24 protein-coding genes and 1 pseudogene are annotated in these 26,586 nt (G+C 70.2%); 10 read left to right on the forward strand and 15 right to left on the reverse strand.

The annotated features are described in order from the left end of the window. Positions 1-20 precede the first annotated feature (20 nt). Together ACFY2A_RS18350 and ACFY2A_RS18355 are read right to left on the reverse strand one after the other, a co-directional pair. Entirely contained in the window at positions 21-797 is a 777-nt protein-coding gene (locus ACFY2A_RS18350) for a M23 family metallopeptidase (RefSeq protein WP_387172951.1), read from the reverse strand. A 278-nt stretch (positions 798-1,075) separates the two neighbouring features. Further along, the gene (locus ACFY2A_RS18355) at positions 1,076-1,789 is read right to left on the reverse strand and encodes a M23 family metallopeptidase (RefSeq protein WP_363922587.1); all 714 of its coding nucleotides are present in this window, start codon (positions 1,787-1,789) and stop codon (positions 1,076-1,078) included. A 471-nt stretch (positions 1,790-2,260) separates the two neighbouring features. Between ACFY2A_RS18355 and ACFY2A_RS18360 the strand changes: the two genes are divergently transcribed. From ACFY2A_RS18360 to sucD, 3 genes are all read left to right on the forward strand, one after another. Further along, positions 2,261-2,665 (forward strand): cobalamin B12-binding domain-containing protein, encoded by a 405-nt coding sequence (locus ACFY2A_RS18360; RefSeq protein ID WP_387172953.1) that lies wholly within the window; start codon positions 2,261-2,263, stop codon positions 2,663-2,665. Between the two features lie 520 nt (positions 2,666-3,185). After that, positions 3,186-4,364 carry an ADP-forming succinate--CoA ligase subunit beta gene (gene sucC / locus ACFY2A_RS18365; RefSeq protein WP_387172955.1) on the forward strand — a complete coding sequence of 393 codons (1,179 nt, stop codon included), beginning with the start codon at positions 3,186-3,188 and terminating at the stop codon, positions 4,362-4,364. Positions 4,365-4,367: 3 nt separating this feature from the next. Further along, positions 4,368-5,255 (forward strand): succinate--CoA ligase subunit alpha, encoded by an 888-nt coding sequence (gene sucD / locus ACFY2A_RS18370; protein WP_363922593.1) that lies wholly within the window; start codon positions 4,368-4,370, stop codon positions 5,253-5,255. Between the two features lie 40 nt (positions 5,256-5,295). Here sucD and ACFY2A_RS18375 read toward each other — a convergent pair whose 3' ends face one another. Beyond that, complete coding sequence (locus ACFY2A_RS18375; protein ID WP_387172957.1) at positions 5,296-5,556, reverse strand: DUF4190 domain-containing protein; 261 nt, start codon at positions 5,554-5,556, stop codon at positions 5,296-5,298. A gap of 176 nt (positions 5,557-5,732) precedes the next feature. Here ACFY2A_RS18375 and ACFY2A_RS18380 point away from each other — a divergent pair, with 176 nt between their 5' ends. Further along, positions 5,733-7,025, forward strand: coding sequence for a DUF6350 family protein (locus ACFY2A_RS18380; protein ID WP_387172959.1), 1,293 nt, complete (start codon positions 5,733-5,735; stop codon positions 7,023-7,025). A 399-nt stretch (positions 7,026-7,424) separates the two neighbouring features. Here ACFY2A_RS18380 and ACFY2A_RS18385 read toward each other — a convergent pair whose 3' ends face one another. Further along, positions 7,425-8,126, reverse strand: coding sequence for a DUF4190 domain-containing protein (locus ACFY2A_RS18385; RefSeq protein ID WP_387172961.1), 702 nt, complete (start codon positions 8,124-8,126; stop codon positions 7,425-7,427). Positions 8,127-8,133: 7 nt separating this feature from the next. Then, positions 8,134-8,433, reverse strand: coding sequence for a CD225/dispanin family protein (locus ACFY2A_RS18390; protein ID WP_363922600.1), 300 nt, complete (start codon positions 8,431-8,433; stop codon positions 8,134-8,136). Between the two features lie 161 nt (positions 8,434-8,594). On the opposite strand from ACFY2A_RS18390, the pseudogene purN reads away from it, so the two are divergent. Together purN and purH are read left to right on the forward strand one after the other, a co-directional pair. Then, positions 8,595-9,200 (forward strand): annotated as a pseudogene (purN, locus tag ACFY2A_RS18395) (phosphoribosylglycinamide formyltransferase); the annotation flags it as partial. A gap of 3 nt (positions 9,201-9,203) precedes the next feature. Then, positions 9,204-10,775, forward strand: a complete 1,572-nt coding sequence (gene purH, locus ACFY2A_RS18400; RefSeq protein WP_387173085.1) for a bifunctional phosphoribosylaminoimidazolecarboxamide formyltransferase/IMP cyclohydrolase — start codon at positions 9,204-9,206, stop codon at positions 10,773-10,775. 137 nt (positions 10,776-10,912) lie between these two features. Here the strand turns inward: purH and ACFY2A_RS18405 are convergent, their stop codons facing one another. From ACFY2A_RS18405 to ACFY2A_RS18435, 7 genes are all read right to left on the reverse strand, one after another. Continuing rightward, positions 10,913-13,282, reverse strand: a complete 2,370-nt coding sequence (locus tag ACFY2A_RS18405) for a putative bifunctional diguanylate cyclase/phosphodiesterase (protein WP_387172963.1) — start codon at positions 13,280-13,282, stop codon at positions 10,913-10,915. A 94-nt stretch (positions 13,283-13,376) separates the two neighbouring features. Next, positions 13,377-14,405 (reverse strand): dipeptide ABC transporter ATP-binding protein, encoded by a 1,029-nt coding sequence (locus tag ACFY2A_RS18410; RefSeq protein WP_363922604.1) that lies wholly within the window; start codon positions 14,403-14,405, stop codon positions 13,377-13,379. Continuing rightward, positions 14,389-15,426: an ABC transporter ATP-binding protein gene (locus tag ACFY2A_RS18415; RefSeq protein WP_387172965.1), complete on the reverse strand. Its 1,038-nt coding sequence runs from the start codon at positions 15,424-15,426 to the stop codon at positions 14,389-14,391. Before ACFY2A_RS18415 ends, ACFY2A_RS18410 begins: the two co-directional genes overlap by 17 nt. A 124-nt stretch (positions 15,427-15,550) precedes the next feature. Beyond that, complete coding sequence (locus ACFY2A_RS18420; protein WP_363922608.1) at positions 15,551-16,507, reverse strand: ABC transporter permease; 957 nt, start codon at positions 16,505-16,507, stop codon at positions 15,551-15,553. Continuing rightward, positions 16,504-16,626, reverse strand: coding sequence for a hypothetical protein (locus ACFY2A_RS18425; protein ID WP_387172967.1), 123 nt, complete (start codon positions 16,624-16,626; stop codon positions 16,504-16,506). Before ACFY2A_RS18425 ends, ACFY2A_RS18420 begins: the two co-directional genes overlap by 4 nt. Then, positions 16,619-17,557, reverse strand: coding sequence for an ABC transporter permease (locus tag ACFY2A_RS18430; RefSeq protein WP_363922612.1), 939 nt, complete (start codon positions 17,555-17,557; stop codon positions 16,619-16,621). The genes ACFY2A_RS18425 and ACFY2A_RS18430 overlap by 8 nt, the downstream gene beginning before the upstream one ends. Before the next feature lie 81 nt (positions 17,558-17,638). Continuing rightward, on the reverse strand, positions 17,639-19,243 hold the full coding sequence (locus ACFY2A_RS18435) for an ABC transporter substrate-binding protein (RefSeq protein WP_387172969.1): 1,605 nt from the start codon (positions 19,241-19,243) through the stop codon (positions 17,639-17,641). 429 nt (positions 19,244-19,672) lie between these two features. Here ACFY2A_RS18435 and ACFY2A_RS18440 point away from each other — a divergent pair, with 429 nt between their 5' ends. Together ACFY2A_RS18440 and ACFY2A_RS18445 are read left to right on the forward strand one after the other, a co-directional pair. Beyond that, positions 19,673-20,533 carry a bifunctional methylenetetrahydrofolate dehydrogenase/methenyltetrahydrofolate cyclohydrolase gene (locus tag ACFY2A_RS18440; protein ID WP_387172971.1) on the forward strand — a complete coding sequence of 287 codons (861 nt, stop codon included), beginning with the start codon at positions 19,673-19,675 and terminating at the stop codon, positions 20,531-20,533. 80 nt (positions 20,534-20,613) lie between these two features. Further along, the gene (locus tag ACFY2A_RS18445; protein ID WP_363922618.1) at positions 20,614-21,564 is read left to right on the forward strand and encodes a malate dehydrogenase; all 951 of its coding nucleotides are present in this window, start codon (positions 20,614-20,616) and stop codon (positions 21,562-21,564) included. A 69-nt stretch (positions 21,565-21,633) separates the two neighbouring features. Here the strand turns inward: ACFY2A_RS18445 and ACFY2A_RS18450 are convergent, their stop codons facing one another. Beyond that, entirely contained in the window at positions 21,634-22,437 is an 804-nt protein-coding gene (locus ACFY2A_RS18450; RefSeq protein ID WP_387172973.1) for a TetR/AcrR family transcriptional regulator, read from the reverse strand. An 82-nt stretch (positions 22,438-22,519) separates the two neighbouring features. On the opposite strand from ACFY2A_RS18450, the gene ACFY2A_RS18455 reads away from it, so the two are divergent. Then, positions 22,520-22,918, forward strand: coding sequence for a VOC family protein (locus ACFY2A_RS18455; RefSeq protein ID WP_387172975.1), 399 nt, complete (start codon positions 22,520-22,522; stop codon positions 22,916-22,918). 182 nt (positions 22,919-23,100) lie between these two features. Then, positions 23,101-24,318, forward strand: coding sequence for an NADP-dependent isocitrate dehydrogenase (locus ACFY2A_RS18460; RefSeq protein ID WP_387172977.1), 1,218 nt, complete (start codon positions 23,101-23,103; stop codon positions 24,316-24,318). 332 nt (positions 24,319-24,650) lie between these two features. Here the strand turns inward: ACFY2A_RS18460 and galT are convergent, their stop codons facing one another. Continuing rightward, on the reverse strand, positions 24,651-25,727 hold the full coding sequence (gene galT, locus ACFY2A_RS18465) for a galactose-1-phosphate uridylyltransferase (protein WP_387172979.1): 1,077 nt from the start codon (positions 25,725-25,727) through the stop codon (positions 24,651-24,653). Further along, complete coding sequence (locus tag ACFY2A_RS18470; RefSeq protein WP_387172981.1) at positions 25,724-26,512, reverse strand: DeoR/GlpR family DNA-binding transcription regulator; 789 nt, start codon at positions 26,510-26,512, stop codon at positions 25,724-25,726. Before ACFY2A_RS18470 ends, galT begins: the two co-directional genes overlap by 4 nt. Between the last annotated feature and the right edge of the window lie 74 nt (positions 26,513-26,586).

A 26,586-nucleotide genomic window follows, 5' to 3' on the forward strand; every position in this document is an offset into this window, starting at 1 on the left:
GCTCCGGCGGATCCGCAGGCTCAGCAGGCCACGTCGATGCCGCGGGCGCGCAGGAACGGCGCCGGGTCGATCTGGTTCCACATCTGGCCCTGGTGCACCTCGAAGTGCAGATGCGGGCCGGTGGAGTCGCCCGTGGAGCCCTCCAGGCCGATCGTCTGCCCGGTACCGACCTTCTCGCCCACGCTCACCCTGGCCGTGCTCAGGTGGGCGTAGTGGGTGAGGTAGCCGTTGCCGTGGTCGATGACCACGGAGATGCCGTACCCGTCGCCGACGTCGCCGGCCTTCGTCACGGTGCCACCGAAGGCGGCGCGTACGGGGGTGCCGGCGGGCATGGCGAAGTCGATGCCGGCGTGCAGGGTGCCCCACCGGGGCCCGTAGCAGGAGGTGATGCCGCCTCCCGCCATCGGCAGGACCCAGGACGACTTCGGCTTCGTACTCTTCTTCGGCTTCGCCTTGGCGGTGGCCGTTCGGCTGGCCTTCGGCTTCGGTTTGGGGCTGGGCGTCGCGGTGGGGCTGGCGCTCGCTGACGGGCTCGGCGACGAGCTGCCCGAGGCGGCAGGTTCGCGGGCCGAACGGTCGGCGCGCTCGGCGGCCTCGGCCCGGGTCTGAGCATCCAGGGCGACCGGGCTGGTGGCCGGCCGCTCATCGCGGTCGGTCATGACGACACCGCCGACGCCGAGCCCCACCAGGGCGACCGCACCGATGGCCAGGAGACGGGAGTGCCGGCTCAGGCGTCGCCGGTGTCGAGCCGGGGCGTGGGGGATCCTGCGGGTCGGGGTGGGGCTGTCGTCCTGCACGGGTAGGGACCTCATTGGTTTCGAGTGGTACGTGACCTCGAAATCCTGGTGTCGGTCCGGGCGTCGGTGGGTACCGGGGGTGTGGGCGGCGCGGACGGTGGTCGGTGCCGCTGTCCGCGTTCGTGCCTGGCTGTTCTCGACTGCCCGATGCTGACCCGGTCGACTGGTGTGCCGCCCGTCACAATCGCGGGTGTGAGCTGGGACACTTACGGCCGCGAGGGGTCAAGCAAAACCGCCCGGATCGACAGATCCGGGCGGTCAACGGGCGTCACGGCCGGTCAGGACGCGGCTACCTCGCTGTAGATTGCCTCGACTTGTAGCTTGATGTCCACTCCGCGCTCCTGGAGCCATGGCACCGGGTCGAGCGGCTCGCCCTTGACATGGATCTCCAGGTGCAGGTGGGAGCCGTAGGAGTGGCCCGTGTTGCCGACCAGACCGAGCTGATCACCAGCCTTGACCTGCTGCCCCTCGCGCACGTTGAGCGCGGAGGAGTGGCCGTAGATGGCCTCGCTGCCGTCGGCGTGCTGGACGATCACCGCGTGTCCGTAGCCGCCGAACCAGCCGGCCTTGGTGACGGTGCCCTCGTGGATGGCGACGTACGGGGTTCCCTCCGGCGCGACGAGGTCGACGCCGGTGTGCAGCTTGCCCCAGCGTATGCCGTAGGGGGAGTTGAAGTCGTAGCCCTGGAGGGGCAGCAGCCAGACGCCGGTCTCCTCGGCGCTCTCCGGGCCGCTGCGGCTGTCCCGGGAGGCCCGCTCGGCGGCGTCGGCCCGCTCGGCCGCGCCCTGGTTGCTGATCGACGCCTGCTTCAGCTCGTCGAGCACCGTCGGGCTGACGCTCTTGGCGTCCGGCATCGCGCTGGCACCCAGTGCCACCACACCGGCGCCGACGAAAGCGGTGGTGACAACCGCGGCGTAGCGGCTGCGCGGGGGGGTGGGTACGCGGCGGCGGCCGCGATATCGGTCGGGCTCAGACGACAGGCGCTGGCGCACGCATACCCTCCGTTGTCGGGGTTCCGATGCGGATCAGCCGTCGTCCGGATCTGGTGACCGTGCGTCGGCTGGTCGCGTCGTCACCCGTCCGTAGACCTGATGACAACCGTGGACACGGTAGCCAACCGTCAGTCCTGTCACAAGCCGAAGCGCCGAATTGCCTGCAACGTTCTGTCCGGTTCCGTCCGAGATTGTCATGGCTCGGGGGTGCAGTGGGGTGCCCTCGTTATCCTCCATTCGTCGCACACCGTGACCGATCGGCGGAGTCGTCCCGCTTGACGCGTCGCGCGTCGGTCGTGTCTCTGCGTGAAGTGCCGGTGATGCCTGCGTGAGGTGACCGGATGCCACGGCGGGTCCGGATGACGAAGGCTGTTTACCGCTCGTCCTGCCGGCCCCGGTTCCCCGGCCCCGGCCGGTCGGGTTACCGTTCGTTCAGGTGAATGCCGCGGAGCCGGTGAAAGGGATGCCCAGATGAGCTCTCGTGTTCGGGTCGTCGTCGCCAAGCCGGGCCTGGACGGCCACGACCGTGGTGCCAAGGTGGTGGCGCGCGCTCTCCGCGACGCCGGCATGGAGGTCATCTACACCGGCCTGCACCAGACCCCGGAGCAGATCGTGGAGACCGCGATCCAGGAGGACGCCGACGCCGTCGGTCTCTCAGTGCTCTCCGGGGCGCACATGACGCTGTTCCGCCGGGTCCTCGAACTGCTCGACGAGCGGGAGGCCCGGGACATCGTCGTCTTCGGCGGAGGCATCATCCCGGAGGCCGACCTTCCCGAGCTGGAGCGGCTCGGCGTGGCCAAGATCTTCACCCCGGGCGCCACTACCGCGTCCATCGTGGAATGGGTCCGCGGCAACGTCGCCCAGCCGGTGGCCTGAGCACAGGGGAGGGGCCGGACGCACCCCTCACACGTCCGGCCCCTCTATGCACGATGCCCCGCCGCCACCCCTCGACCGACAGGGCATCGGCCGTTTCCGTCTTCGCGCTTTCCAGCGCTCCGACACCTGACTCAACGACGCCCTTCCTGCGGGGTTACGCGGCACCGTCGAGAACCGTCGCCGCCCTGACAAGATCGCTCGAACGGGTGACGTTGCTCGGCCCGCCGCCCTGACGGCTGCCCTGCCGGTGACCCAGCGTCGGCCAGGGCTGTGCATTACCGCACACCGCGCACCCGCTCGGTTGCCGGAGGTGCCGGCATCGCTAGGCTGCGCCCAATGAACCCTTTCCCACCTCCCTCCGCGAGCCGGACCGTCAGGTCGGCTGCGGCGCGTGGTCGCGGTGGCGAGGGTTCGACGGCCTGCGTCAACTTCAACTGATGTCGGGCATCACACTGTTTTCTTTCCATACGCTGGTGGCGGCGCGACGGTGCGCCGCAGAGACGGGACGGGACGCGCAATCGTGGACCTGTACGAGTACCAGGGGCGGGACCTGTTCGAGCGGCACGGGCTTCCCGTGCTCGCCGGCGGCGTCGCCAGGACCCCGGAGGAGGCCCGCGCGATCGCCGAACGCCTCGGCGGCCGGGTGGTCGTCAAGGCGCAGGTGAAGGTCGGCGGCCGAGGCAAGGCGGGCGGCGTCAAGCTGGCCGAGGGCGCGGAGGAGACGGTGGCCCGCGCCACCGACATCCTCGGCATGGACATCAAGGGCCACACCGTCCACAAGGTCATGATCACCGTGACCGCGGACGTGGCCGAGGAGTACTACTTCTCGTACCTGCTCGATCGGGCGAACCGCACGTTCCTCTGCATCGCGAGCGTCGCCGGTGGCATGGACATCGAGCAGGTCGCCGCCGAGGCCCCGGAGAAGGTCGTCAAGGCACCGATCGACGCCGTCAAGGGCGTGGACGAGGCGAAGGCGCGGGAGATCGTGAACGCGGCCGGCTTCCCGGCCGACGTCGCCGACCAGGTCGTCGACGTCGCGGTCAGCCTGTGGCGGGCGTTCGTCGCGGAGGACGCCACCCTGGTCGAGGTGAACCCCCTGGCCAAGACCGCCGAGGGCAAGCTGCTGCTGCTCGACGCCAAGGTGTCGCTGGACGAGAACGCCGGCTTCCGGCACCCCGACCACGAGGCACTGGTCGACCAGGCGGCGGTGGACCCCCTGGAGCAGGCGGCCAAGGAGAAGGACCTCAACTACGTCAAGCTCGACGGTGAGGTCGGCATCATCGGCAACGGCGCGGGCCTGGTCATGTCGACCCTCGACGTGGTCGCGTACGCCGGGGAGCGGCACGGCAACGTCAAGCCGGCCAACTTCCTCGACATCGGCGGCGGCGCGAGCGCCGCGGTCATGGCCAACGGTCTGGAGATCGTGCTCTCCGACCCGTCGGTCAAGAGCGTCTTCGTCAACGTCTTCGGCGGCATCACCGCCTGCGACGCGGTCGCCAACGGCATCGTGCAGGCGTTGGGCCTGCTGGAGCAGCGGGGCGAGCAGGTCACCAAGCCGCTCGTCGTCCGTCTTGACGGCAACAACGCCGAGGCCGGTCGGGCGATCCTCGACGGCGCGAACAACCCGCTGATCGAGCGGGTCGACACCATGGACGGCGCGGCCGAGCGGGCCGCCGAGCTGGCGGCTGCGGGGGTCTGACACATGGCTATCTGGCTGACCAAGGACTCGAAGATCATCGTCCAGGGGATGACCGGCTCCGAGGGTTCCAAGCACACCCGCCGGATGCTTGCCGCCGGTACGAACGTTGTGGGCGGCGTCAACCCGCGCAAGGCCGGCACCACCGTCGACTTCGACGGCACCGAACTGCCGGTCTTCGCCGGCGTCGCCGACGCGATGAAGGACACCGGCGCGGACGTCACGGTCATCTTCGTACCGCCGCAGTTCACCAAGGCCGCGGTCATCGAGGCGATCGACGCCGAGATCCCGCTGGCCGTGGTGATCACCGAGGGGGTGCCGGTGCACGACACCGCCGCCTTTTGGGCGTACAACGTGGCCAAGGGGGAGCGGACCCGGATCATCGGCCCGAACTGCCCCGGCATCGCCTCGCCGGGTGCCTCGAACGCCGGCATCATCCCGGCCGACATCACCGGCTCCGGCCGGATCGGCCTGGTCAGCAAGAGTGGCACGCTGACCTACCAGATGATGTACGAGCTGCGGGACATCGGCTTCTCGACCTGTGTCGGCATCGGCGGCGACCCGATCATCGGGACTACCCACATCGACGCGCTGGCCGCGTTCGAGGCCGACCCGGACACCGACGCCATCGTCATGATCGGTGAGATCGGTGGGGACGCCGAGGAGCGGGCGGCCGAGTTCATCAAGGCCAACGTCAGCAAGCCGGTGGTCGGCTACATCGCCGGTTTCACCGCCCCGCCCGGCAAGACCATGGGGCACGCCGGTGCGATCATCTCCGGCTCGGCGGGCACCGCCGAGGCCAAGAAGGAAGCGCTGGAGGCGGTCGGCGTGAAGGTCGGCAAGACGCCGACCGAGACGGCCAAGCTGATGCGCGAGATCATGTCCGCGGGCTGAGCGGACCACGCATCGAGGGGCCGACCGAAAGGTCGGCCCCTCAGCGGTTCCAGTACGGGTAGTTCCCGGTCGCCTGCAGGATCAGGCTGACGACGATGTTCAGCACGCCCAGCGCGATGGCCACGTAGCCCAGCACCGGCGACTGGCGGTACCGCCGCGCGTCGCGGATCGACAACCAGCCGAAGACGATGCCGAGGATGCCGCAGCAGAGCACACCGGTCACGATGCCGATCACGCCCCAGAGGGTCGTGCGGTCCCGGCCGGCCGGTGGTGGCGGGGGCGGTGGATACGGAGCGTTCACGACTCCCCTTCCGGTCACATGCTGCCGCGACGTCGGTCACGGCCCCTGAGCCGAGGCTAGAGGAGCCGACGCCCTCCCACGTCGGATCAGGCGAACTGGTGCGTCCGGCGTACCGGGTGCGGTTGCGGGCGGGTGTCGGGCAGCCAGGGCCGGCACGGCATGCCAGAGTAGAGCCGATGTCCTTTGTCACCCCTGACCAGCCTCGCCGGGCGACCGACGCCCGCGGTGCCGGCGCCCGGCCACCCGGCCGGGCCGGCCTTCCGCGCCGGGTGCCGGCTGCGCGGGCGTCGCCCACGGGGCGCAGCCACGCGCCGCTCGCGGTCGCCGCACTGGTCGCGGCCAGCGGGGCGGCCGTCACCACCTGGCTTCCCGTGGCACTGGCGCTCTGGCTGTTCCAGCTCAGCGAGGGTGCCGGCAGCCTGCTCGACGCCGCCCGCGCGGGGGCGGCGGGCTGGCTCCTCGGCCACGGGGTGCCCCTGGCCACGGCCACCGGCCCGCTGGGCCTGGCACCGCTCGCGGTGACCGCGCTGGCGGTGTGGCGGCTCACCCGGGCCGGGGTGCACGCGAGCCGCGCGATCGGTGCCCGCGGCGGCCGGTCCCCGGGCCGTACGCTCGCTGCCGCGACGGCCGTCGGCGTCGCGTACGGGCTGCTGGGAACGCTCGCCGCCATCGTGGTCAGTGCGGGTGGCCCCGGCGTGTCGCCGGTACGTGCCGGGCTGACGTTCGTGACCGTCGGCACCCTCGCCGCCGGTGTCGGTGCCGCCCGTACGACCGGGGTGGCGGAGGTCTTCGCCGGGCAGACGCCGATGCCGTTGCGCGAGGGCTTACGTGCCGGCCTGGTCGCCGCGCTGGTGCTGCTCGGCGCGGGGGCCGCCGTGGCGGGGCTCGCCGTGGCGACCGGTGGTGGTGACGCGGCCGACCTGATCGGCGCCTACCGCACCGGTGTCGCCGGCCAGGCCGGCATCACCCTGGTCAGCCTCGCGTACGCGCCCAATGTCAGCGTGTGGTCGGCCAGCTATCTGCTCGGCCCTGGCTTCGCGGTCGGCACCGACACGGCGGTACGCACCAGCGAGGTGTCGGTCGGCGCGCTACCGGCTCTGCCGTTGTTCGCCGGCCTGCCCAGCGGGCCGGTCGACGGGCCCGGCGCGGTCACCGTTCTCGCCCTGCCCGTCCTCGTGGGGATGGCCACCGGCTGGCTGCTCGCGCGCCGGTTGCTGCGCCTGGCCATCGCCGAACGGACGACCCTGTCGTGGCGGCGGCTGCTCGTACCGGCGGCGCTCGCCGGACCGGTGGCCGGCGTGCTGCTCGGCGCGGCGGCGAAGGCGTCCGGCGGGCCGCTGGGCGCCGGCCGGCTGGCGGAGGTCGGGCCGGTCGGTTGGCAGGTGGCGCTCGCGGCGCTGCTGGTCACCGGTGCCGGCGCGCTGCTCGGTGCCGCCGCCACCCGCTGGCTCGCCCGGCTCGCGACCTGAGCGTCCTGCCGCACCCTGGCTCGCGACCTGAGCGGCCCGCCACACCCTGGCTCGCCCGGCTCGCGCAGACGGAGATCCGACGGGGTGCCGCCTGGGCTTCCCGCCGCGCCCCCGTCCCCTTCCGCTCCCAGCCTTCGTCGCGCTCTCGTTCCCCGCGCCCGAAACCGCACCTTCCCTAGACCGTGGTTGCATCTCGCGCCGGGGAGGCCGCAACATCCCCCATGTTGTGGCCTGCCTGGGGGCGGGAGGCGGCAACATCCCTGATGTTGTCGGTGCACGCTGGCGCCGGAGGCGGCAAAGCTGCGGTAGGTGGGGGGATTCTGGAGAAGTGGGGCGACCCTGACGAGCCAGGGGCGTCCCGGATGCACCGGGACGCCCCTGGCGGTGGGCAGGTTCTTGTCAGGGATACATCGACCCGCCGACGTTCAGTGCGACTACCACGATCTGGAGCAGACCCAGCAGCAGCCCCACCGCGCCGCAGATCAGACCGGCGAGTGCCTGACCGGAATTGCCGGCCAGGCCCTGGTCGGCCTTCTGCTTGCCCAGCCAGCCGGTGACGAGTGCGGCCAGTCCCAGCGGGATTCCGAGGTAGCAGCAGCTCAGCGGAATCGACGCGATACCGAGGATCATCGCGACCAGACCGAGGGTGTTCTGCTGCCCCTGCGCGCCGGTGAAGCCCGCGTTCGGGTACATCGGCGTGCCGCCGTAGGGCTGCGGGGCGTACGGGTCGGCGTGGGGCTGCCCGTAGCCCGGTTGCCCGTAGCCCGGTTGCCCGTAGCCCGGTTGCCCGTAGCCCGGCTGACCGTACGCCAGGGGCTGCCCGGCGGCCGGTGGAGGACCGGCCGGCGGTGCGTACGGATCGTAGGGCGCCGGCGAGGCCGGCGGCTCCGGCTGACCCGGGACCGGGGGTTGCTGACCGTACGGGTCGGCCGGGGGCTGCTGGCCGTACGGGTCGGTCGGCTGGGCGTACGGGTTGGCCGGCGGTGGCGCGTACGGGTTCGCCGGGGGCGGCGCGTACGGGTTTGCCGGCTGGGGTGTGGTCGGGTCCCCGTACGGCGGCTGTTGGCCGTACGGGTCCTGACCGGGGTGACCGGGCTGCATCCGGTACTCAGTAACCGCTGGCGTTGTTGCTGCTCAACGAGCCCAGCAGGCCGCCGCCGAGGCAGCAAACCAGGACGATCGCGAGCCAGGCGATACCGACGATCAGGGCCCACTTGGACCACTTCTTCGACTCGGCCGCCGCGGCCTGGGCACCGGCGTAGTCACCCTGCTGAAGCAGCGGGTTGACCTTCGAGGCGTTGATGATCGCCGGGATGGCCAGCGGCCAGAAAAGGAAGATCGCGACGATCGACATTGTCATGTTGTTGTCGACCGACTGCGGTGGCTGAGACTGGTATTCGGGCTGCATGACGACGTGCTCCTCACGGTTGTTCGCTGACGGGTGCGGGACCGGACATGCGCCGGTCCCAAGCGACCGGCAGCGTACCCGGTTCCGGCCAGTCGGGTGGTCGCGCGACACCGCGCTGCCCAGCGGATGGGCACCGGTCGGCGGCCGGATAGGGTGAGCCGGTGACCCAGTCCGCCCGTATCGTCGTCCTTGTCTCCGGCTCCGGAAGCAATCTCCAGGCTCTGTTGGACGCGACCGCCGACCCGGCGTACGGGGCGCGGGTGGTCGCGGTCGGGGCGGACCGTGACGGGATCGCGGGCCTGGACCGGGCCGTCGCCGCGGGGGTGCCCACCTTCGTCGAGCGGGTCAAGGACCACTCGGACCGCGAACAGTGGGACGCCGCGCTCACCGCGCGGGTCGCCGAGCACCGACCCGACCTGGTCATCTCGGCCGGGTTTCTGAAGCTGGTCGGACCCCGCTTCCTCGCCACCTTCGGCGACCGGTACCTCAACACGCACAACACCCTGCTGCCGGCGTTTCCCGGCATCCACGGCCCGCGTGACGCCCTCGCCTACGGGGTCAAGGTGACCGGGGCGACCCTCTTCTTCGTCGACGCCGGGATGGACACCGGCCCGATCGTCGCGCAGGTGGCGGTGCCGGTACGCGACGACGACGACGTCGACACGCTCACCGAGCGCATCAAGGAAGCGGAACGGAGCCAGCTCGTCGAGCAGGTGGGCCGGCTGGTCCGTGAAGGTTGGACGATCACTGGAAGAAAGGTCACGGTCGGAGTGGACTCCATCCAGGACGGGCGGCGCCCGATCCGGCGGGCACTTGTCAGCGTCTACGACAAGACCGGCCTGGCCGAACTGGCCCAGGCCCTGCACGCCGCCGGTGTGGAGATCGTCTCCACCGGAAGCACCGCGTCGACGATCGCCGCGGCGGGGGTGCCGGTGACGCCGGTGGAGCAGGTGACCGGCTTCCCGGAGATCCTCGATGGGCGGGTGAAGACCCTGCATCCGGCCATCCACGGCGGGCTCCTCGCCGACCTGCGTAAGGACGCGCACACCGCGCAGCTCGACGAGCACCACATCGCCGGGATCGACCTGCTGGTGTCGAACCTGTACCCCTTCCAGGACACCGTCGCCTCCGGTGCCGGTCAGGACGAGTGTGTCGAGCAGATCGACATTGGTGGCCCGGCGATGGTGCGGGCGGCCGCCAAGAACCACGCCTCGGTGGCCGTGGTCACCGACCCGGGCGCGTACCCGATGCTGCTGGCCGCCCTCGACGGCGGTGGCTTCACCCTGACGCAGCGTCGGGCGCTGGCCGCCCGCGCCTTCGCCGACATCGCCGAGTACGACGTAGCGGTCGCCGAGTGGTTCGCCGCGTCGGTCGCCCCGGCGGCCGACGGCATGCCGGAGTTCGCCGGCCTGGCGTTGCGTCGGCAGTCGGTGCTGCGCTACGGCGAGAACCCGCACCAGAGCGCCGCTCTCTACACCGACCCGGCCGGGCCGGTCGGGCTGGCCCAGGCCGAGCAGTTGCACGGCAAGGAGATGTCCTACAACAACTACGTCGACGCGGATGCCGCCTGGCGGGCCGCGAACGACTTCGCCGACCAGCCCGCGGTTGCCATCATCAAACACGCCAACCCGTGCGGCATCGCGGTCGGCGCGGACGTGGCGGAGGCGCACCGCAAGGCGCACGCCTGCGACCCGGTTTCCGCCTTCGGCGGAGTCATCGCCATCAACGGGCCGGTCTCGGTCGAGCTGGCCGGGCAGATCGCCGAGATCTTCACCGAGGTCGTGGTGGCGCCCGACTACGCACCCGGTGCGGTGGAGACGCTCCAGGCCAAGAAGAACATCCGGTTGCTGCGTGCGCCCGTCTTCCAGCCGCGTCCGACCGAGTGGCGGCAGGTCAGCGGCGGCGTACTGGTGCAGTTGCGCGATGCGATCGACGCCGAGGGCGACGACCCGGCCACCTGGCGGCTGGCCACCGGGGAGCCGGCCGACGCGGCGACCCTGGCCGACCTTGCCTTCGCCTGGCGGGCGGTACGCGCGGTGAAGAGCAACGCGATCCTGCTGGCGCAGGACGGCGCCACGGTCGGCGTCGGGATGGGGCAGGTCAACCGGGTGGACTCGGCCCGTCTCGCGGTCAGCCGGGCCGGCGCCGACCGGGCACGCGGCGCGGTGGCCGCCTCGGACGCGTTCTTCCCGTTCGCCGACGGCCCGCAGATCCTCATCGACGCGGGCATCCGGGCGATCGTCCAGCCCGGCGGCTCCATCCGCGACGAAGAAGTGATCGCCGCCTGCAAGCAGGCCGACGTCACCATGTACCTCACCGGCACCCGCCACTTCTTCCACTAGCTCGCGGCGCGGTCCTGTTCTCACCGGATGAGATGCCAATGCTAAATCTTGGACGATTTCCGTTAGCCGCTAACGGAAATCGTCCAAGGTTTGGACCGAACCTGTAGCTGGAAACTGCATCGCCGGGGGTCATCCGGTCAGGTCGGCGGTCGGATGGCTGTCACGGTCCGCTGTCGGGCCAGCAGGCAGGAGATGCCGTCGGCGGTCATCGGTCGGGCCAGGTGATAGCCCTGGCCACGGGTGTAGCCGAGGTCGCGGAGCACGGCGACCTGCTCGGCGCTCTCGACGCCCTCGGCGACTGTCTCCAGGCCGAGGGCGCGGGCGAGTTGGATCACCGCGCGGGCCACCGCCTGTCGGGCGTCGGCCGCCGCGGCCTGACCGTCGTCGATCTCGATTCCCTCGACGAAGGACCTGTCGAGTTTCACGATCGCGGCGGGGAAGGCCCGCAGCAGGCTGAGCGACGATTCGCCGGTGCCGAAGTCGTCAAGCGAGAGGCGGATGCCCATCCGGTCGAGTTCGAAGAGGGTTCGGGAGACCTGCTGACCGCGGAGCACCGCCGACTCGGTCACCTCCAGCACCAGCCGCTCGCAGGGCAGCCCGCTCTCGGCCAGCGCGGCCGTCACGTCGGAGACGAAGTCGGGATCGTGCAGTTGCCGCGCGGAGACGTTCAGGCCCGCCTCCCGGAGTGCGTCCGGCCCGAACTCCCGTGACCACGCCGCCGCCTGGCGGCACGTCTCGCGCAGTACGAACCGGCCCAGCGGCACGATCAGACCGGTCCGCTCGGCGGCCGGGATGAACTCGGCCGGGCCGACGACCCCGCGCGTCGGGTGATGCCAACGGACCAGCGCCTCGACCCCGACCAACCAGTTGTCGTCGAGCCGCAGGATCGGCTGGTAGACGACCCGCAGCTCGTTGTCGTCCAGGGCCCGCCGCAGTTCGCCGCCGAGCTGCATGTGCGCCAGTACCGGCTCACCCATGCCGTCCACGTACCGTACGAAGCTCGCCTTCCCACGCTGTTTGGCCGTGTACATGGCGACGTCGGCGTCTCGCAGCACCGAGTCGACGGTGGCACCGGGTGCGGCGTCGGCGATGCCGATGCTGGCCTGCACCAGCAGGCGGTGCTTACTGATCGGCTGGTCGAGGGCGGCCAGCAGCCGGCCGGCCAACTCCTCGGGGTCGGCGTCCGCGCCGGTGAGCAGGACGGCGAACTCGTCACCGGCGACCCGCACCGGCAGGCCCTCGTCGCCGACCTCGGCCCGCAGCAGTTGGGCGACCGAGACGAGCAGCCGATCACCGACGCCGTGGCCGAGCAGGTCGTTGACGGTCTTGAAGTCGTCCAGGTCGACCAGGAGCACCGACGCGGGCGTCGTGGCGGTGAGCGCGGACGCGAGCCGGTCCCGGAAGAGCACCCGGTTGGCCAGCCCGGTGAGGCCGTCGTGGCTGACCTCGTACTGGAGGCGCTCCTCCTGAAGGCGGGTGTTGCGCAGCAGTCTGGCGTTCTCTCGATAGGCGATGAACTGTCGGGCGCTTACCAGCGCGGTCACCACCACGGCGGCGATCAGGACCACCCGGACCGGCCAGTTCAGGGGGGCGCCGAACGCGACGGCGAGCAGTGGCACGTCGACCGCCACTACCGCCAGGTACGGCAGGAGCACGCCGTTGCGGGCCTGATCGCGGCGGACACCGAGACCGGCCCGCCACTGCGCCCTGACGCCAAGCGTGAAGAACACCGGGGTCAACGGCATCACGATCGCCTGGACGGGGATGCCGGCGACGTACCCGAACCGGACCGCGAGTACGGCGACGATCCCGGCGGTGACGCCGCCGCTGGCCGCGACGAATCGTAGGGCGACGCGATCCACCGGGCCGCCAGCGACGAAGGACACCTTTGTCGCGGCGCCGACCGCGACCAGGAAGGCGAGCCCGACCAGCGCCATCGCCTGCGGGCTCCACGGCTCGTCGGCGGTCAGCATCGGGGCCAGCCCGACGTAACAGAGCAGGGCCGCGCAGCCGAGGAACGCGATCATGCGGTCGAGCAGGACGCGCCACCGCTCGACACCGCCGGTTTCGGCGATCGGCACCCGGGCCACCGCCCAGCTGGCGACGACGAATCCGATCGCCACGCAGGCCGCCGCCGGCAACGGCATGCTTCGGGTACGGGCCTCGGCGGCGTGCGTCAGCATGTCCAGCGCCAGCCAGCCGTACCCGATCGTGATGGTGACCGCGGCGACGAGGAGCGCGCGCCAGAAGCGTCGGGTGACCGGGTCGAGGTCGGCGTGGCGGAGCAGGTGTACGACGGACCCGGCGGCGAAGACCCCGCCGACGGGAACGAAGGTGTACGCGAGCGCCTCGGTTCCGGCGCCGACCGTGAAGTTCGCGACGCACCAGACGATGCCGAGGGCGATGACCGCGACGGTGGCCTGCACGTACCGGACGGCGATCCGGCTGTTCGTCGCGGCGACCCCGACCGTGGGGCCTGTCGTCGGCCGTAGCGCCACCTGCGTCACGGCTGTAGACCCTAGTGAGTGAGCAGGGGATCGCCATCCGTCATCGGGTGCTTCTTCGATGCCGCAGTATCCACTAGGGAGGGAGGTTCGGTGCTCACCCTCCCGGGCGTAGTTCGGCGAAGTGGCAGGCCGACGGGTGCGGGTCGGCGGCGCGTAGCACCGCCTGCGGATCCTGGGTGGCGCAGATGTCCTGGGCCTTCCAGCACCGGGTGCGGAAGTGGCAGCCGCTCGGCGGGTCCGCCGGGCTGGGCACGTCGCCGCGCAGCCGGATGATGCTGCGGTGTTCCCGGGCGTCCGGGTCCGGCACCGGTGCCGCGGAGAGCAGCGCCTGCGTGTACGGGTGGGTGGCGCGATCGTAGATCTCGTCCTCGGTGCCGATCTCCACGATCCGGCCCAGGTACATCACTGCGACCCGGTCGGAGATGTGCCGCACCACCGACAGGTCGTGGGCGATGAAGATGTAGGAAAGGCCCAGTTCGTCCTGAAGTTCCTCCAGCAGGTTGATCACCTGCGCCTGGATGGAGACGTCCAGCGCGGAGACCGGCTCGTCACAGACGATCACCTCTGGCCGTAGCGCCAACGCCCGGGCGATGCCGATCCGCTGCCGCTGGCCACCGGAGAACTGGTGCGGATACCGGTTGATGTGCTCCGGGTTCAGCCCGACGACGTCGAGCAGTTCCTGGACACGCCGCTGGCGGCTGCCCTTCGGGGCCGCCTCCGGATGGATCTCGAACGGCTCGCCGATGATGTCGCCGACGGTCATCCGCGGGTTAAGCGAGGTGTACGGGTCCTGCATGACCATCTGCATGTTGCGCCGGATCCGGCGTAGCTCACCGCCGGAGGCGGCGAACAGGTCTCGACCGGCCAGGGTGGCGCGGCCGGCGGTGGGTTTCTCCAGCCGCATCAGCAGCCGGGCCAGGGTGGACTTGCCGCAGCCCGACTCACCGACGATGCCCAGCGTCTCGCCCCGGCGCAGCTGGAAGCTCACCCCGTCGACGGCCTTGACCGCCCCGGTCTTCTTCTTGAGAACCACGCCCTGCGTGATCGGGAAGTGCTTGACCACGTGGTTGACGTCGAGGAGGGTCTCGCCGCGGACGGTGGTGGGGCTAGCCGGCGCGGTCATCACGTACCTCCTGGGCGAAGTGACACGCGCTGGTCCGGCCGTCACCGAGGACCAGATCGTGCGGCACCACGTCCACGCAGACCTGCTGCGCGTACGGGCACCGGGGGTGGAAGGGACAACCGCTGGGGATCCGCATCAGGTTGGGCGGCAGGCCGCGGATCGTGGACAGCTTCCCGCCCCGCTGGTCCAGGCGCGGAATCGAGTTCAACAGACCCTTCGTGTACGGGTGGGCGGGCGCCCGGTACAGCGATCGGACATCGGCGTGCTCGACGATCCGACCCGCGTACATGACCGCGATCCGGTCCGCGACGTCGGCGACCACGCCGAGGTCGTGGGTGATCAGGATCATCGCCATCTCCAGGTCCCGCCGCAGGTCGCCGAGGAGATCCATGATCTGGGCCTGCACGGTGACGTCCAGCGCGGTGGTGGGCTCGTCGGCGATGAGCACCTTCGGCTCCATCGCCAGGGCCATCGCGATCATCACCCGCTGCCGCATGCCGCCGGAGAACTGGTGCGGGTAGTCACCGAGACGCCGCCCCGCCGCGGGGATCTGCACCAGGTCCATCAGCTCCACCGAGCGACGACGGGCGTCCGCGCGGGACATTCCGAGTCGCTGGCGCAGCGTCTCGCCGATCTGCCAGCCGACCGGGAAGACCGGGTTCAACGCGGAGAGGGCGTCCTGGAAGATCATCGCGATCTCCTTGCCCCGGATCTGCCGGCGCTGCTCCTCCGGCAGACTCAGCAGGTCACGGCCGGAGTAGCAGATCTCGCCCGAGCTGATGTGGGCCGGCGGAGTGTCCAGGATGCCCATGATGGCCTGGGCGGTGACGGACTTGCCCGAGCCGGACTCGCCCAGCACGGCGAGCGTCTCGCCCGGGTCCAGGTGGTAACTGACCCCGTTGATCACCTTGGCCACACCCTCGCCGGTGCGGAACTCGACGTGCAGGTCGCGTACCTCCAGCAGGTGCCCGCCGGGCGGGGTGGGCGAGGCCGGCGTCGGCCGGACGGCGTGCTGACTCACGGTGCCTGCCTTTCGCTCGCGACTGCGGGGCTCGCTGCGCTCACTCCTCGCGCTCGCGGTGCCTGCCTTTCGCTCGCGACTGCGGGGCTCGCTGCGCTCACTCCTCGCGCTCGCATGAATCGCCTCACCGCAGCTTCGGGTCGAAGGCGTCGCGGATCGCGTCGCCGAGCATGATGAAGGCCAGGACGGTCAGCGCCAGGAAGGTCGACGGAACCACCAGCGGGGTCGCCGATTCCCGCATGTGCACCCGACCGTTGTTGATCTCGATGCCCCAGGAGATGGTCGGCTCCCGCAGCCCGATGCCGAGGAAGGACAGCGTCGCCTCGGCGGCGATGAACGAGCCGAGCGCGATGGTCAGCACCACGATTGCCGGGGCGAGCGCGTTCGGCAGGATGTGCCGCCACATGATCCGCCCGTTGCCGGCCCCCAGCATCCGGGCCGCGGCCACGTAGTCCTGCTCCCGCGCGGTGATCACCGAGGAACGGACCACCCGGGCGGCGGTGGTCCAGCCGAGCACCGCCAACACGAAGATGACCGCGGCGACGCGTACCGTGGCGCTGTCGCTGCCGATGCGCTTGAGCAGAACGATCGCGGCCAGCAGCAGCGGGATGCCGAGCACGATGTCGATCACCCGGGAGAGCACCGCGTCGACCCAGCCGCCGAAGTATCCGGCGAGCATTCCCACGACCAGCGCGATCAGGCCGGTGAACAGCGCGCTCAGGGCGCCGACAAGCAGCGACGCGCGAGCGCCGTGGACCGCCCGGGCGTACGTGTCGCAGCCCTGGAAGTCGTACCCGAAGATGGCTCCGCCGGAGGGCGCCGCGTGCTGCCGGGACAAGATGCAGTCGGCGGGGTCGTTGCTGGTGAACAGGCCCGGCACGGCGGCCATCGCGGTCACCAGCAGCACCAGGATCAGGCTGATCCAGAAGATCGGCTTGCGGCGCAGGTCGCGCCAGGCATCGCCGGCCAGGCTGCGCGGCTTGCGGGGCTGACCCACCTGGTTCGGCGTACCCGGTTCCCCGGAGGGCCCGCGCCGGGCGGCCTGGTTCTCCGACGCCGCCACCGTCTCGAAGTCACTCATGCCGGCACCTCGATGCCGTCGACCCCACCACGAGCGTCGATCATGGAGTTGTTGCCAGCCTCTGCGGCGTGTCGGGGCAACAACTTCATGATCGACCTGCTGAGGGTGCGCTCACTCATAGCGGATCCTTGGGTCCAGGACGGCGTACAGGACGTCGACCACCAGGTTGGAGACGAGGTAGACCACGACGAGCACGCTGACTATCCCCACCACCAGCGGGCCGTCCTCGGTGCGGATGCCGCGGAAGAGGTTGAAGCCGACGCCGGGAATGTTGAACACGCCCTCGGTGATGATCGCGCCGCTCATCAGGTTGCCGACCTCGACGCCGAGGAAGGTGATCACCGGGATGAGCGAGTTACGCAGCACGTGCACGCTTACCACCCGCCGATTCGGCAGGCCCTTCGACCGCGCGGTACGCACGTAGTCGGCGCGCAGGTTCTCGGCTACCGAGGTACGGGTCAGCCGAAGCGCGGTGGCCAGGGAGAGCGAGCCGAGCACGATGCCCGGCAACAGCAGCGCGAAGAAGTCGGGGTCGGCGCCGGCGGTGGGCGGGAAGAGTTGCCACTTGACACCCAGGAAGTACTGCGCCAGCGGGGCGAGCACGATGGTCGGGATACCGAGCACCAGGAGGGTCAGCAGCAGGGTGGCGTTGTCGAAGATGCTGGCCCGCCGGATGCCGGCGAGCACGCCTGCGGTGACACCGAAGATGACCGCGACCGCGATGGCGATCAGGGCCAGCCTGATCGTGACGGGCCAGGCGGCGGCGAGGATGTCGCCGATCGACCGTCCGGTGAGCGACTCGCCCAGGTCGCCGCGGAGCAGATTCGAGATGTAGTCGAAGTACCGGTAGAAGAAGCCGCCGATCCCGGTGGCGTCGAGGTGGTACTTCTCCGTGAGGTACGCCCGCTGCGCGGCGGTGACCGGGCGTTCCCCGGCGAGTGCCTGGATCGGGTCACCCTGACCGGCGAACATCAGCGCGTAGACGATCAGCGTGGTCCCGAAGAAGGCCAGGACCATCTGGAGCAGACGCCGCACGACGAAGCGGAACATAATTGGCAGTCTCCCTGAAAAGGGGCGAACCGCGTGGCGGGTCGGGTCACCTCGCGATGACCCGACCCGCCGGCGTGAGTGTTACTTGATCGCTTCGATCTTGGTCAGGTTGACCCGGTCGAAGAGATCCATCTCGACGTTCTTGACCTTGGTCGAGTGGCCGAAGTTGTTCTGGCCGAACCGCAGCGGTACGACCGGCAGGTCCTCGGCCAGCAGGTCCTCGGCCTCCTGGTACTTCTTGATCGCCTCTTCCTCGCTTGGGGCGCTGGCGCCCTCGGCGAGCAGACGGTCGAAGTCCGGGTTGCTGTAGCCGTAGTAGTTCGACGAGCCGTTGGTGCTGTACAGCGGGCCCAGGTAGTTCTCCATGGACGGGTAGTCCATGATCCAGCCCATCCGGAACAGGCCCACCGGCTGCTTCGCCTTGACCTTCGTCAGCAGGTCGGCGAACTTGGGCTCGGCGCTGCCGACGCAGTCCACGCCCAGGTTGGCCTTGAGCTGGTTGCAGGTGGCGTCGATCCAGTCCTTGTGACCGCCGTCGCCGTTGTAGGACAGGGTGATCTTCGACGGTCCGCCGGCAGCCTGGTAGAGCGCCTTGGCCTTGGCGGGGTCGAACTCGCCCGCGGCACCGACGGTGTTCTCCCGGTAGCCGGCGACGGCCGGGGAGACGAACGCGCGGGCCGGCTGCTGCGAGTCCTTGAAGATCGACCGAGTGATCTCCTCGCGGTCGATCGCCATCGAGATGGCCTTGCGCACGTCCGGGTTGCTGAACTCGTCCTGGAAGGTGGGGAACGCCAGGAAGTGCAGCGAGGACGCCGGGCTCTGCAGGAAGCGGTCGCCCAGGTCGGTGCCGGCGGTGGAGAGGTTCTCGGTCGGGATGGTCTTGATCACGTCGAGGTTGTCCGACAGCACGTCCGCGTACGCCGCGGTCAGCTGCTGGTAGATCCGGAACTCGACGCCGGCCACCTTCGGCTGCTCGCCGGGGAAGGCTTCGTACCGCTCGACCTCGACCTTGGCGTCGTGCTGCCAGGTGCCCTTCATCTTGAACGGGCCCTGGCCGATCGGCGCCTGCTCGTAACCCTCAGCCAACTCGCCGGGAGCGCTGAACGCGGCCTCGGGCAGCGGGTAGAAGGCGGTGTAGCCGAGCATCGACTTGAACTCGCTGTACGGCTGCGAGAGCGTGACGGTGAAGGTCAGGTCGTCGACCTGCTTCAGTCCGCTGAGCGTGTCGGCCTTCGGGCTCTCGCCCTGGAGGTCGTCGTAGCCGGCGATCTTCTCGAAGAAGTAGCTGGAGTTCTGCCCGTTCGGCGCGTACGCGCCGTAGTTCCAGGCGTCGATGTAGTTGTCGGCGGTCACCTTCTCGCCGTTGTGGAACGTGTAGCCGTCCTTGAGCTTGATCGTCCAGGTGGTGTTGTCCTCGGACGTGATCGACTCTGCGGCCACCTCGTACGGCTTGTGGGCCTCGTCGTAGTCGACGAGCGGGCTGAACAGGGCGGCGAGCACCTGGGAGCCACTCGTCTCGTTGGTGTTGGTCGGCACCAGGTGCTGCGGCTCGGCGATCTCGATCCGCACGGCCGCGTTGGGGTCGCTCTCGCCGGATCCACCGTCGCCGCCCGAGCCGCAGGCCACCAGGCCCAGGGTCACCGCGAGCGGGAGGGCGGTCCAGGCGGCAAGCCTACGAACACGCATCTAGCCTCCTCATCTCCATTACGCTGCGCAGTCGGGCCCGGCATTGGGTGACGCTGCGCAACGACGGGCAACGGTAGGTCATATGCCGCGAATCGGCAACGTAGCGGTTGCGAAGGGGTAACGGAACGCCACCCCCGGCCTTGTCGGGTTGACACCCGCGTGCTACGCGCGCTGCCGATACCCCGCCTTGACGTGCGGAGATGTGGTTGGTTGGGGCGCATCAGGGGGGCGCTGGGGTGCCTGGGGCTGCTCGTCATGATCGCCGGATTGCAGGCATTTGTGCCCCGACATCCTGATTTGCTGTGGTGTGCTGCACAAGGCGTTACGCTAAGTGACTAACGACACCTCACGCAAAGTAGTCTGTTCGGCCGATCGGGCGGTCGTCGAGGTCGGGGGAGCCGGTGGCGGCGGGCGTGAGACGATCTGCTCGTGACGGCGACGCTTATGAACGGCAAGGCGACCGCGGCCGAGATCAAGGACGAGCTGCGGGCGCGGGTCAAGGCGCTTGCGGAACGGGGCATCGTGCCAGGGCTCGGCACGGTGCTGGTCGGGTCCGATCCGGGCTCGCAGGCGTACGTCAACGGCAAGCACCGGGACTGCGCCGAGGTCGGCATCGCCTCCATCCGCCGGGAACTGCCGGCCGACGCCACCCAGGAGCAGGTCGACCAGGTCCTCGCCGAGCTGAACGCCGATCCGGCCTGCCACGGCTACATCGTCCAGCTGCCGTTGCCGGCACACCTGGACACGCAGCGGGTGCTGGAGCTGATCGACCCGGACAAGGACGCCGACGGCCTGCACCCGGTCAACCTGGGCCGGCTGGTGCTCGGCTACGACGCGCCGCTGCCCTGCACTCCGCGCGGCATCGTGGAACTGCTCCGCCGGCACGACGTGCCGCTGCGCGGCGCCAACGTGGCGGTGGTGGGCCGGGGCAACACCGTCGGGCGCCCCCTGGGGCTGCTGTTGACGCGGCGGAGCGAGAACGCCACCGTCACCCTCTGCCACACCGGCACCCTTGACCTGGCCGGGCACACCCGGGCCGCCGACATCGTGATCGTGGCGGCGGGCGTACCCGGTCTGCTCACCGGGGACATGATCACACCGGGTGCGGTCGTGGTGGACGTGGGCATCACCCGGGTGATCGGCCCCGACGGCAAGGGCCGCTACACCGGCGACGTGGACCCGGAGGTGGCCGAGGTGGCCGGCAAGCTGGTGCCGATGCCCGGCGGGGTCGGGCCGATGACCCGCGCCATGTTGCTCACCAACGTCGTGGAGCGGGCCGAACGCCCATAACCGTCCGCCCCTGGCCCGAACGGTGCCAGGATGGCTGATACGGTCCGGAAAACCGACTGGTATCAGGGAGTGGGACGACCATGGGTAAGAAGGTCACTGTCGTCGGGGCCGGATTCTACGGCTCTACCACCGCGCAGCGCCTGGCCGAGTACGACGTCTTCGACACCGTCGTGATCACCGACATCATCGAGGGTAAGCCCGCGGGCATCGCCCTCGACCTCAACCAGTCGCGTGCTGTGGAGGGCTTCGAGACCAAGGTCGTCGGGGTCACGACCGGCCCGAACGGTGAGGGCTACGAGGGCATCGAGGGCTCGGACGTGGTCGTCATCACCGCCGGCCTGCCGCGTAAGCCCGGGATGAGCCGGATGGACCTGCTGGAGACCAACGCCAAGATCGTCCGCCAGGTCGCCGAGAACGTGGCCAAGTACGCCCCGAACGCCGTCGTCATCGTGGTCTCCAACCCGCTCGACGAGATGACCGCGCTGGCCCAGATCGCCACCCAGTTCCCGCGCAACCGGGTGCTCGGCCAGGCCGGCATGCTGGACACCGCCCGGTTCACCAACTTCGTCGCCGAGGCGTTGCAGGTGCCGGTGAAGTCGGTGAAGACGCTGACCCTGGGTTCGCACGGCGACACCATGGTTCCGGTGCCGTCGCAGAGCAGCGTGAACGGCAAGCCGCTGCGCGAGGTGATGCCGGCCGAGCAGATCGAGGACCTGGTCGTGCGTACCCGCAACGGTGGCGCCGAGGTGGTGGCGCTGCTCAAGACGGGGTCGGCGTACTACGCCCCGTCGGCGGCGGCGGCCCGGATGGCGAAGGCGGTCGCGGAGGACTCCGGCGAGGTCATGCCGGTCTGCGCCTGGGTCGACGGCGAATACGGCATCTCCGGTGTCTACCTGGGTGTCGAGGCCGAAATCGGTGCCCAGGGCGTCAACCGCGTGGTGGAGACCGACCTCGACGCCGACGAGCTGGCCGCGCTCAAGGAGGCCGCCGAGGCCGTCCGCGCCAAGCAGGCCGACGTCGCGTCCATGTGACCGCACCGAATTGAGTCGATCAAGAGGTTTGCGTCTCGGGAAAGCTGATCCGAGACGCAAACCTCTTGGTCAATGTGGCGGTTCCCCGGCGGGGTGGGCCGGTGGGGTGGTGGGGGTGGCGGCGATCAGGGTGGTCAGGCCGTCCAGGACCCGGGCCAGGCCGAACTCGTACGCGTGGTCGGGGTGGTATGCGGCGTTCTGAGCCGCTCCGGCCGCGGCACCGACCCGGACGGCGGTCGGGAAGCGTCGCTCGTCGAGCACCTGCGTCAACAGGGGTGCGTTCGCCGTCCACCACTGTTCGTCCGTCCAGGCGCTCTCCTGTTGGGCGGAGCGTGCCTCGGCCGCCGAGCGGGCGGCAGCCCGGACGAAGTCGAGGACATAGGTCAATGCGGCGTCGCGGGTCACGTCGTCCAGCCCGGTGCCGTCGAAGGCGCGCAGTTCGTACTCGTACTTCGTCATCTGACCCGGCCCGAGCGGCGGGCGGCCGGTGGCGACCTCGGCGGCCCAGGGGTGGGCGGTGAAGAGGTCCCGGTTGTCCGTCGCCACTGCCGCCACCCGCGCCCGCCACGGGTCGCCGGAGCGGTCCGGCCTGGGCATGCCGGTGTAGATCGCGTCAAGCATCAGGTCGAGCAGTTCGGCCTTGCCCGGAACGTAGGTGTAGAGGGTCATCGGTGCCACGCCGACGGCCTGGGCGAGCGCTCGCATGGTCACCGCGTCCAGCCCTTCGGCGTCCGCCAACTCGATCGCGGCCGTGACGATGTCGTCCAGGGAGCGGCCCTGGCGGGGGCCACGACGAGGGACATCGTCGGTCTGCCGCCAGAGCAGGCGCAGGGTGTGAGCGGGGTCTCCGCCTCCGGTGCGGTGGTCGGGCACCCTCCGATCTTCGCAGGTCGAATCGCCGTACGCAGTACGTTGTACAATGTACGTAGTTATTGTCTCCGCACAGGGGGTGCGCGTGCACATCACTGCATCGGCGATCTCGCTCAACGTCGAGGACGTGCCGGCCTCGGTCGCGTTCGTCAAGCAGCACTTCGGATTCCAGGAGCAGATGTCGGCCGAGGGCTTCGTCTCGCTGGCCCGGGACGGGGTCGGTTTCAACCTGATCTTCCTGCGTACCGGGTTGGCCAGCCTTCAGCCGGAGAGCCTGCGGACGCAGCGGACCGAGGGTGTGATCGTCGCTTTTGTGGTCGACGACATCGATGCCGAGTACGCCCGGCTGACCGCCGCCGGTGTGCCGATCGCCACTCCGATCCAGACCGAGCCGTGGGGGGAGCGCTTCTTCCAGGTCGCCGACCCCAACGGGGTGATCCTCCAACTCGTGCAATGGGTGCACGGGCCGGAGGCCGCCGGCTGAACCAGGCGGTCCGCGTGCTGGTGTGCGCTGGGCGCGGTGGGGTATTGCTCCGCCGGGCCCGGCGCACGTCCGTGTCGCCAGCCTGCCGGCGCGGGCCGACCGGTGGGCGCGGCGTTCCTTGTCCGAGCCGATCCAGTACGCTCGTACTGCTTGAGCATGTCCCCTGAGAGGAGCGCCGGCGGATGGCGAAGATCAAGGTAAACAACCCGGTCGTGGAGCTCGACGGCGACGAGATGACCCGGATCATCTGGAAGCAGATCCGGGAGCAGCTGATCCTGCCCTACCTCGACGTCGACCTGCACTACTACGACCTCTCGATCCAGCACCGCGACGCCACCGACGACCAGGTGACCGTCGACGCCGCGAACGCCATCAAGGAGCACGGCGTGGGCGTCAAGTGCGCCACCATCACTCCGGACGAGGCCCGGGTCGAGGAGTTCGGCCTGAAGAAGATGTGGCGGTCGCCGAACGGCACGATCCGCAACATCCTCGGCGGCGTGGTCTTCCGCGAGCCGATCATCATGTCCAACGTGCCGCGGCTGGTCCCCGGCTGGACCAAGCCGATCATCATCGGCCGGCACGCCCATGGCGACCAGTACAAGGCCACCGACTTCGTGGTCCCCGGCCCGGGCACGGTGACCATCACCTACACCCCCGCCGACGGCTCGCAGCCGGTCGAGATGGAGGTCGCCAACTTCCCCGGCGGCGGCATCGCGATGGGCATGTACAACTACGACGAGTCGATCCGGGACTTCGCCCGGGCCTCGTTCCGCTACGGCCTGGACCGCAACTACCCGGTCTACATGTCCACCAAGAACACCATCCTCAAGGCGTACGACGGCCGGTTCAAGGACATCTTCGCCGAGGTGTTCGAGAACGAGTTCAAGGCCGAGTTCGACGCCGCCGGCCTCACCTACGAGCACCGGCTCATCGACGACATGGTCGCCGCCGCGCTCAAGTGGGAGGGTGGCTACGTCTGGGCCTGCAAGAACTACGACGGTGACGTGCAGTCCGACACCGTCGCGCAGGGCTTCGGCTCGCTCGGCCTGATGACCTCGGTCCTGCTCTCGCCCGACGGTCGCACCGTCGAGGCCGAGGCCGCCCACGGCACGGTCACCCGGCACTACCGGCAGTGGCAGAAGGGCGAGAAGACCTCGACCAACCCGATCGCCTCGATCTACGCCTGGACCCGTGGCCTGGCCCACCGGGGCAAGCTGGACGGCACCCCGGCGGTCAGCGAGTTCGCCAACACGCTGGAGCAGGTCATCGTCGACACCGTCGAGAGCGGCCAGATGACCAAGGACCTCGCGCTGCTCATCTCGCGGGACGCTCCGTGGCAGACCACCGACGAGTTCATGAACACGCTCGACGAGAACCTGGCTCGCCGCCTCGCTGCCTGAGACCCATTCACCGAACCCGCCGGCCCGAGCGCCGGCGGGTTCGGTGTTTCCGTACCCGGAACAGCGGCGTGTCGCGACCGGACGCGCCAGTCGGCGTCACTTCGTCCGGCGCGCCTCGTTGACCCGGGTGGACGAGATGCCAGTCCCGTCCTGGAAGGTTGACCGTCGCCACCGCGCGACGCGCGTGCCCAGCAGCCAGCCTTCCCGGCTGTCGAGTACAGCCAGCCGTCCCTTCCCTGCGGGGGGCCCTGTCCCGGGCCCCCCGCGCCCTGCTGTCCCGTCTCCTGCTGCCCGATGCCGCGCCCGGCGTGGCGACCTGCGAGGGCCGTCCGTCACACCGCGCGCAGCAACTCGGCGGCCCGCTCCGGGGCGATGTCGTTGATGAAGACTCCCATGGCCGACTCCGAGCCGGCCAGGTACTTCAGCTTGTCCGCCGCCCGCCGGACGCTGAACAGTTGCAGGTGCAGATGCCCCAGCTCACGCTCGACGCGTACCGGTGCCTGGTGCCAGGCGGCGATGTAGGGCATGGGACTGTCGAACAGCCCGTCGAAGCGGCGCAGCAGGTCCAGGTAGAGCGGTCCGAACGCGTCGCGTTCCGCGTCGGTCAATGCCGGAAGGTCGGGCACCGCCCGGTGCGGCGCGATGTGCACCTCGAACGGCCACCGGGCGGCTGCCGGGACGTACGCCGTCCAGTGCGGGTTTGTCGCCACCACCCGCTCGCCGGTGGCGCGCTCGGCGGCCAGCACGTCGGCGTAGAGGTTGCTGCCGCCGGTGCGCTCGGCGTGCCGACGGGCCGCGCCCAGCAGCGACCGGGTCCGTGGGGTGACGAACGGGTACGCGTAGATCTGCCCGTGCGGGTGGTGCAGCGTCACCCCGATCTCCACCCCCCGGTTCTCGAAGCAGAAGACCTGCTCGACGCCGGGCAGCCCGCCGAGCACCGTGGTCCGGTCGGCCAGCGCGTCCAGCACGGTACGCACCCGGCGCGGCGGTAGCGCGGCGAACGAGGCGTCGTGATCGTCGGTGAAGCAGACCACCTCACAGCGCCCCTGCCCAGGCCGGGCCGCGGTGAACGGGGTGATCGCGGCCGGTTCCGCCACCACCCGCCCGCTCAGCGCCGGGAACCGGTTCTCGAAGACCGCGACCGCGTACTCCGGGGCCGGGATCTCGCTCAGCCGCTCCGCCGTCGAGGGGCAGAGCGGGCACTGGTCGGCCGGGGGGAGGAAGGTCCGGGTCTGCCGGTGCACCGCCAGCGCCACCCACTCGTCGGTGAGCGGGTCGTAGCGCAGTTGGGAGGCGGGTGGGGGCGGCGGCAACTGACGCCGGTCCGGCTGGTCCCGGACGGCGTCGTCGCGCTCGTCGAAGTAGATCAGTTCGCGGCCGTCGGCCAGGCTGATCGCCGTACGCTTCATCGCAATGTCCCGCCTTCGGTGACCGGCACGACGATCAGCTCGCCGACCCGGTCGGTGAGCAGTCGTCGGGCCTCCGGTGCCAACCGGTCGTCGGTGACCAGCACGTCGGCCGCGCCCAGGTCGGCGATGGCCGAGATGCCGACCGTTCCCCACTTGGTGTGGTCGGCGAGCACCACCAACCGGTCCGCCGCCGCGACCAGTGCCCGGTTCGTCTCGGCCTCGGTCAGATTCGGGGTGGTGAAACCGGTCCGCTCGGTGATTCCGTGCACGCCGAGGAAGAGCAGATCCAGGTGCAGGGTGCGGACGGCGCCGACGGCCAGTGGCCCGACCAGGGCGTCCGAGGGGGTGCGCACCCCACCGGTCAACACCACCGTCTGGTCGGCGCGGCCCCGCTGGTGCAGGATGTCGGCCACCGGCAGCGAGTTGGTCACCACGGTCAGGGCCGGCACGTCGACCAGTTGCCGGGCCAGTTCGGCGGTGGTGGTGCCGGCGGAGAGCGCGATCGCGGCCCCGGGCCGGACCAGCTTCGCGGCATGCGCCGCGATGGCCGCCTTCTCGGCCTGCTGGCGTACCGACTTCGCCTGGAAGCCCGGCTCGTTGGTGGCGCCGGCGACGGTGGCGCCGCCGTGCACCTTGGCGAGCAGGCCACGTTCATGCAGCAGGTCCAGGTCGCGGCGGATGGTCATGTCGGAGACGCCGAACTCGGCGGCCAACTCGCCGACGCGTACGCCGCCGGTCAACCGGACCCGGTCGAGGATCGCCGCATGGCGCTGCCGCGCGAGCATCGGCCCCTTCCAGACTTCACGTGAGCGAACAGATCCGAACAGAAACAAACACTAGCGGCCAGGAGCGACCACCG

This window comes from Micromonospora sp. NPDC000442, from assembly GCF_042898635.1.
Classification (GTDB): domain Bacteria; phylum Actinomycetota; class Actinomycetes; order Mycobacteriales; family Micromonosporaceae; genus Micromonospora.

Coding starts and splice junctions, on each gene's coding strand:
- ACFY2A_RS18360 (WP_387172953.1), top strand. CDS start 2,261: ATGAGCTCTCGTGTTCGGGTCGTCGTCGCCAAGCCGGGCCTGGACGGC.
- ACFY2A_RS18420 (WP_363922608.1), bottom strand. CDS start 16,507: ATGAGTGACTTCGAGACGGTGGCGGCGTCGGAGAACCAGGCCGCCCGG.
- ACFY2A_RS18425 (WP_387172967.1), bottom strand. CDS start 16,626: ATGAGTGAGCGCACCCTCAGCAGGTCGATCATGAAGTTGTTGCCCCGA.
- ACFY2A_RS18390 (WP_363922600.1), bottom strand. CDS start 8,433: ATGCAGCCCGAATACCAGTCTCAGCCACCGCAGTCGGTCGACAACAAC.
- galT (WP_387172979.1), bottom strand. CDS start 25,727: ATGAAGCGTACGGCGATCAGCCTGGCCGACGGCCGCGAACTGATCTAC.
- ACFY2A_RS18470 (WP_387172981.1), bottom strand. CDS start 26,512: ATGCTCGCGCGGCAGCGCCATGCGGCGATCCTCGACCGGGTCCGGTTG.
- ACFY2A_RS18430 (WP_363922612.1), bottom strand. CDS start 17,557: ATGTTCCGCTTCGTCGTGCGGCGTCTGCTCCAGATGGTCCTGGCCTTC.
- sucD (WP_363922593.1), top strand. CDS start 4,368: ATGGCTATCTGGCTGACCAAGGACTCGAAGATCATCGTCCAGGGGATG.
- ACFY2A_RS18385 (WP_387172961.1), bottom strand. CDS start 8,126: ATGCAGCCCGGTCACCCCGGTCAGGACCCGTACGGCCAACAGCCGCCG.
- ACFY2A_RS18380 (WP_387172959.1), top strand. CDS start 5,733: ATGTCCTTTGTCACCCCTGACCAGCCTCGCCGGGCGACCGACGCCCGC.
- ACFY2A_RS18460 (WP_387172977.1), top strand. CDS start 23,101: ATGGCGAAGATCAAGGTAAACAACCCGGTCGTGGAGCTCGACGGCGAC.
- ACFY2A_RS18435 (WP_387172969.1), bottom strand. CDS start 19,243: ATGCGTGTTCGTAGGCTTGCCGCCTGGACCGCCCTCCCGCTCGCGGTG.
- ACFY2A_RS18410 (WP_363922604.1), bottom strand. CDS start 14,405: ATGACCGCGCCGGCTAGCCCCACCACCGTCCGCGGCGAGACCCTCCTC.
- ACFY2A_RS18445 (WP_363922618.1), top strand. CDS start 20,614: ATGGGTAAGAAGGTCACTGTCGTCGGGGCCGGATTCTACGGCTCTACC.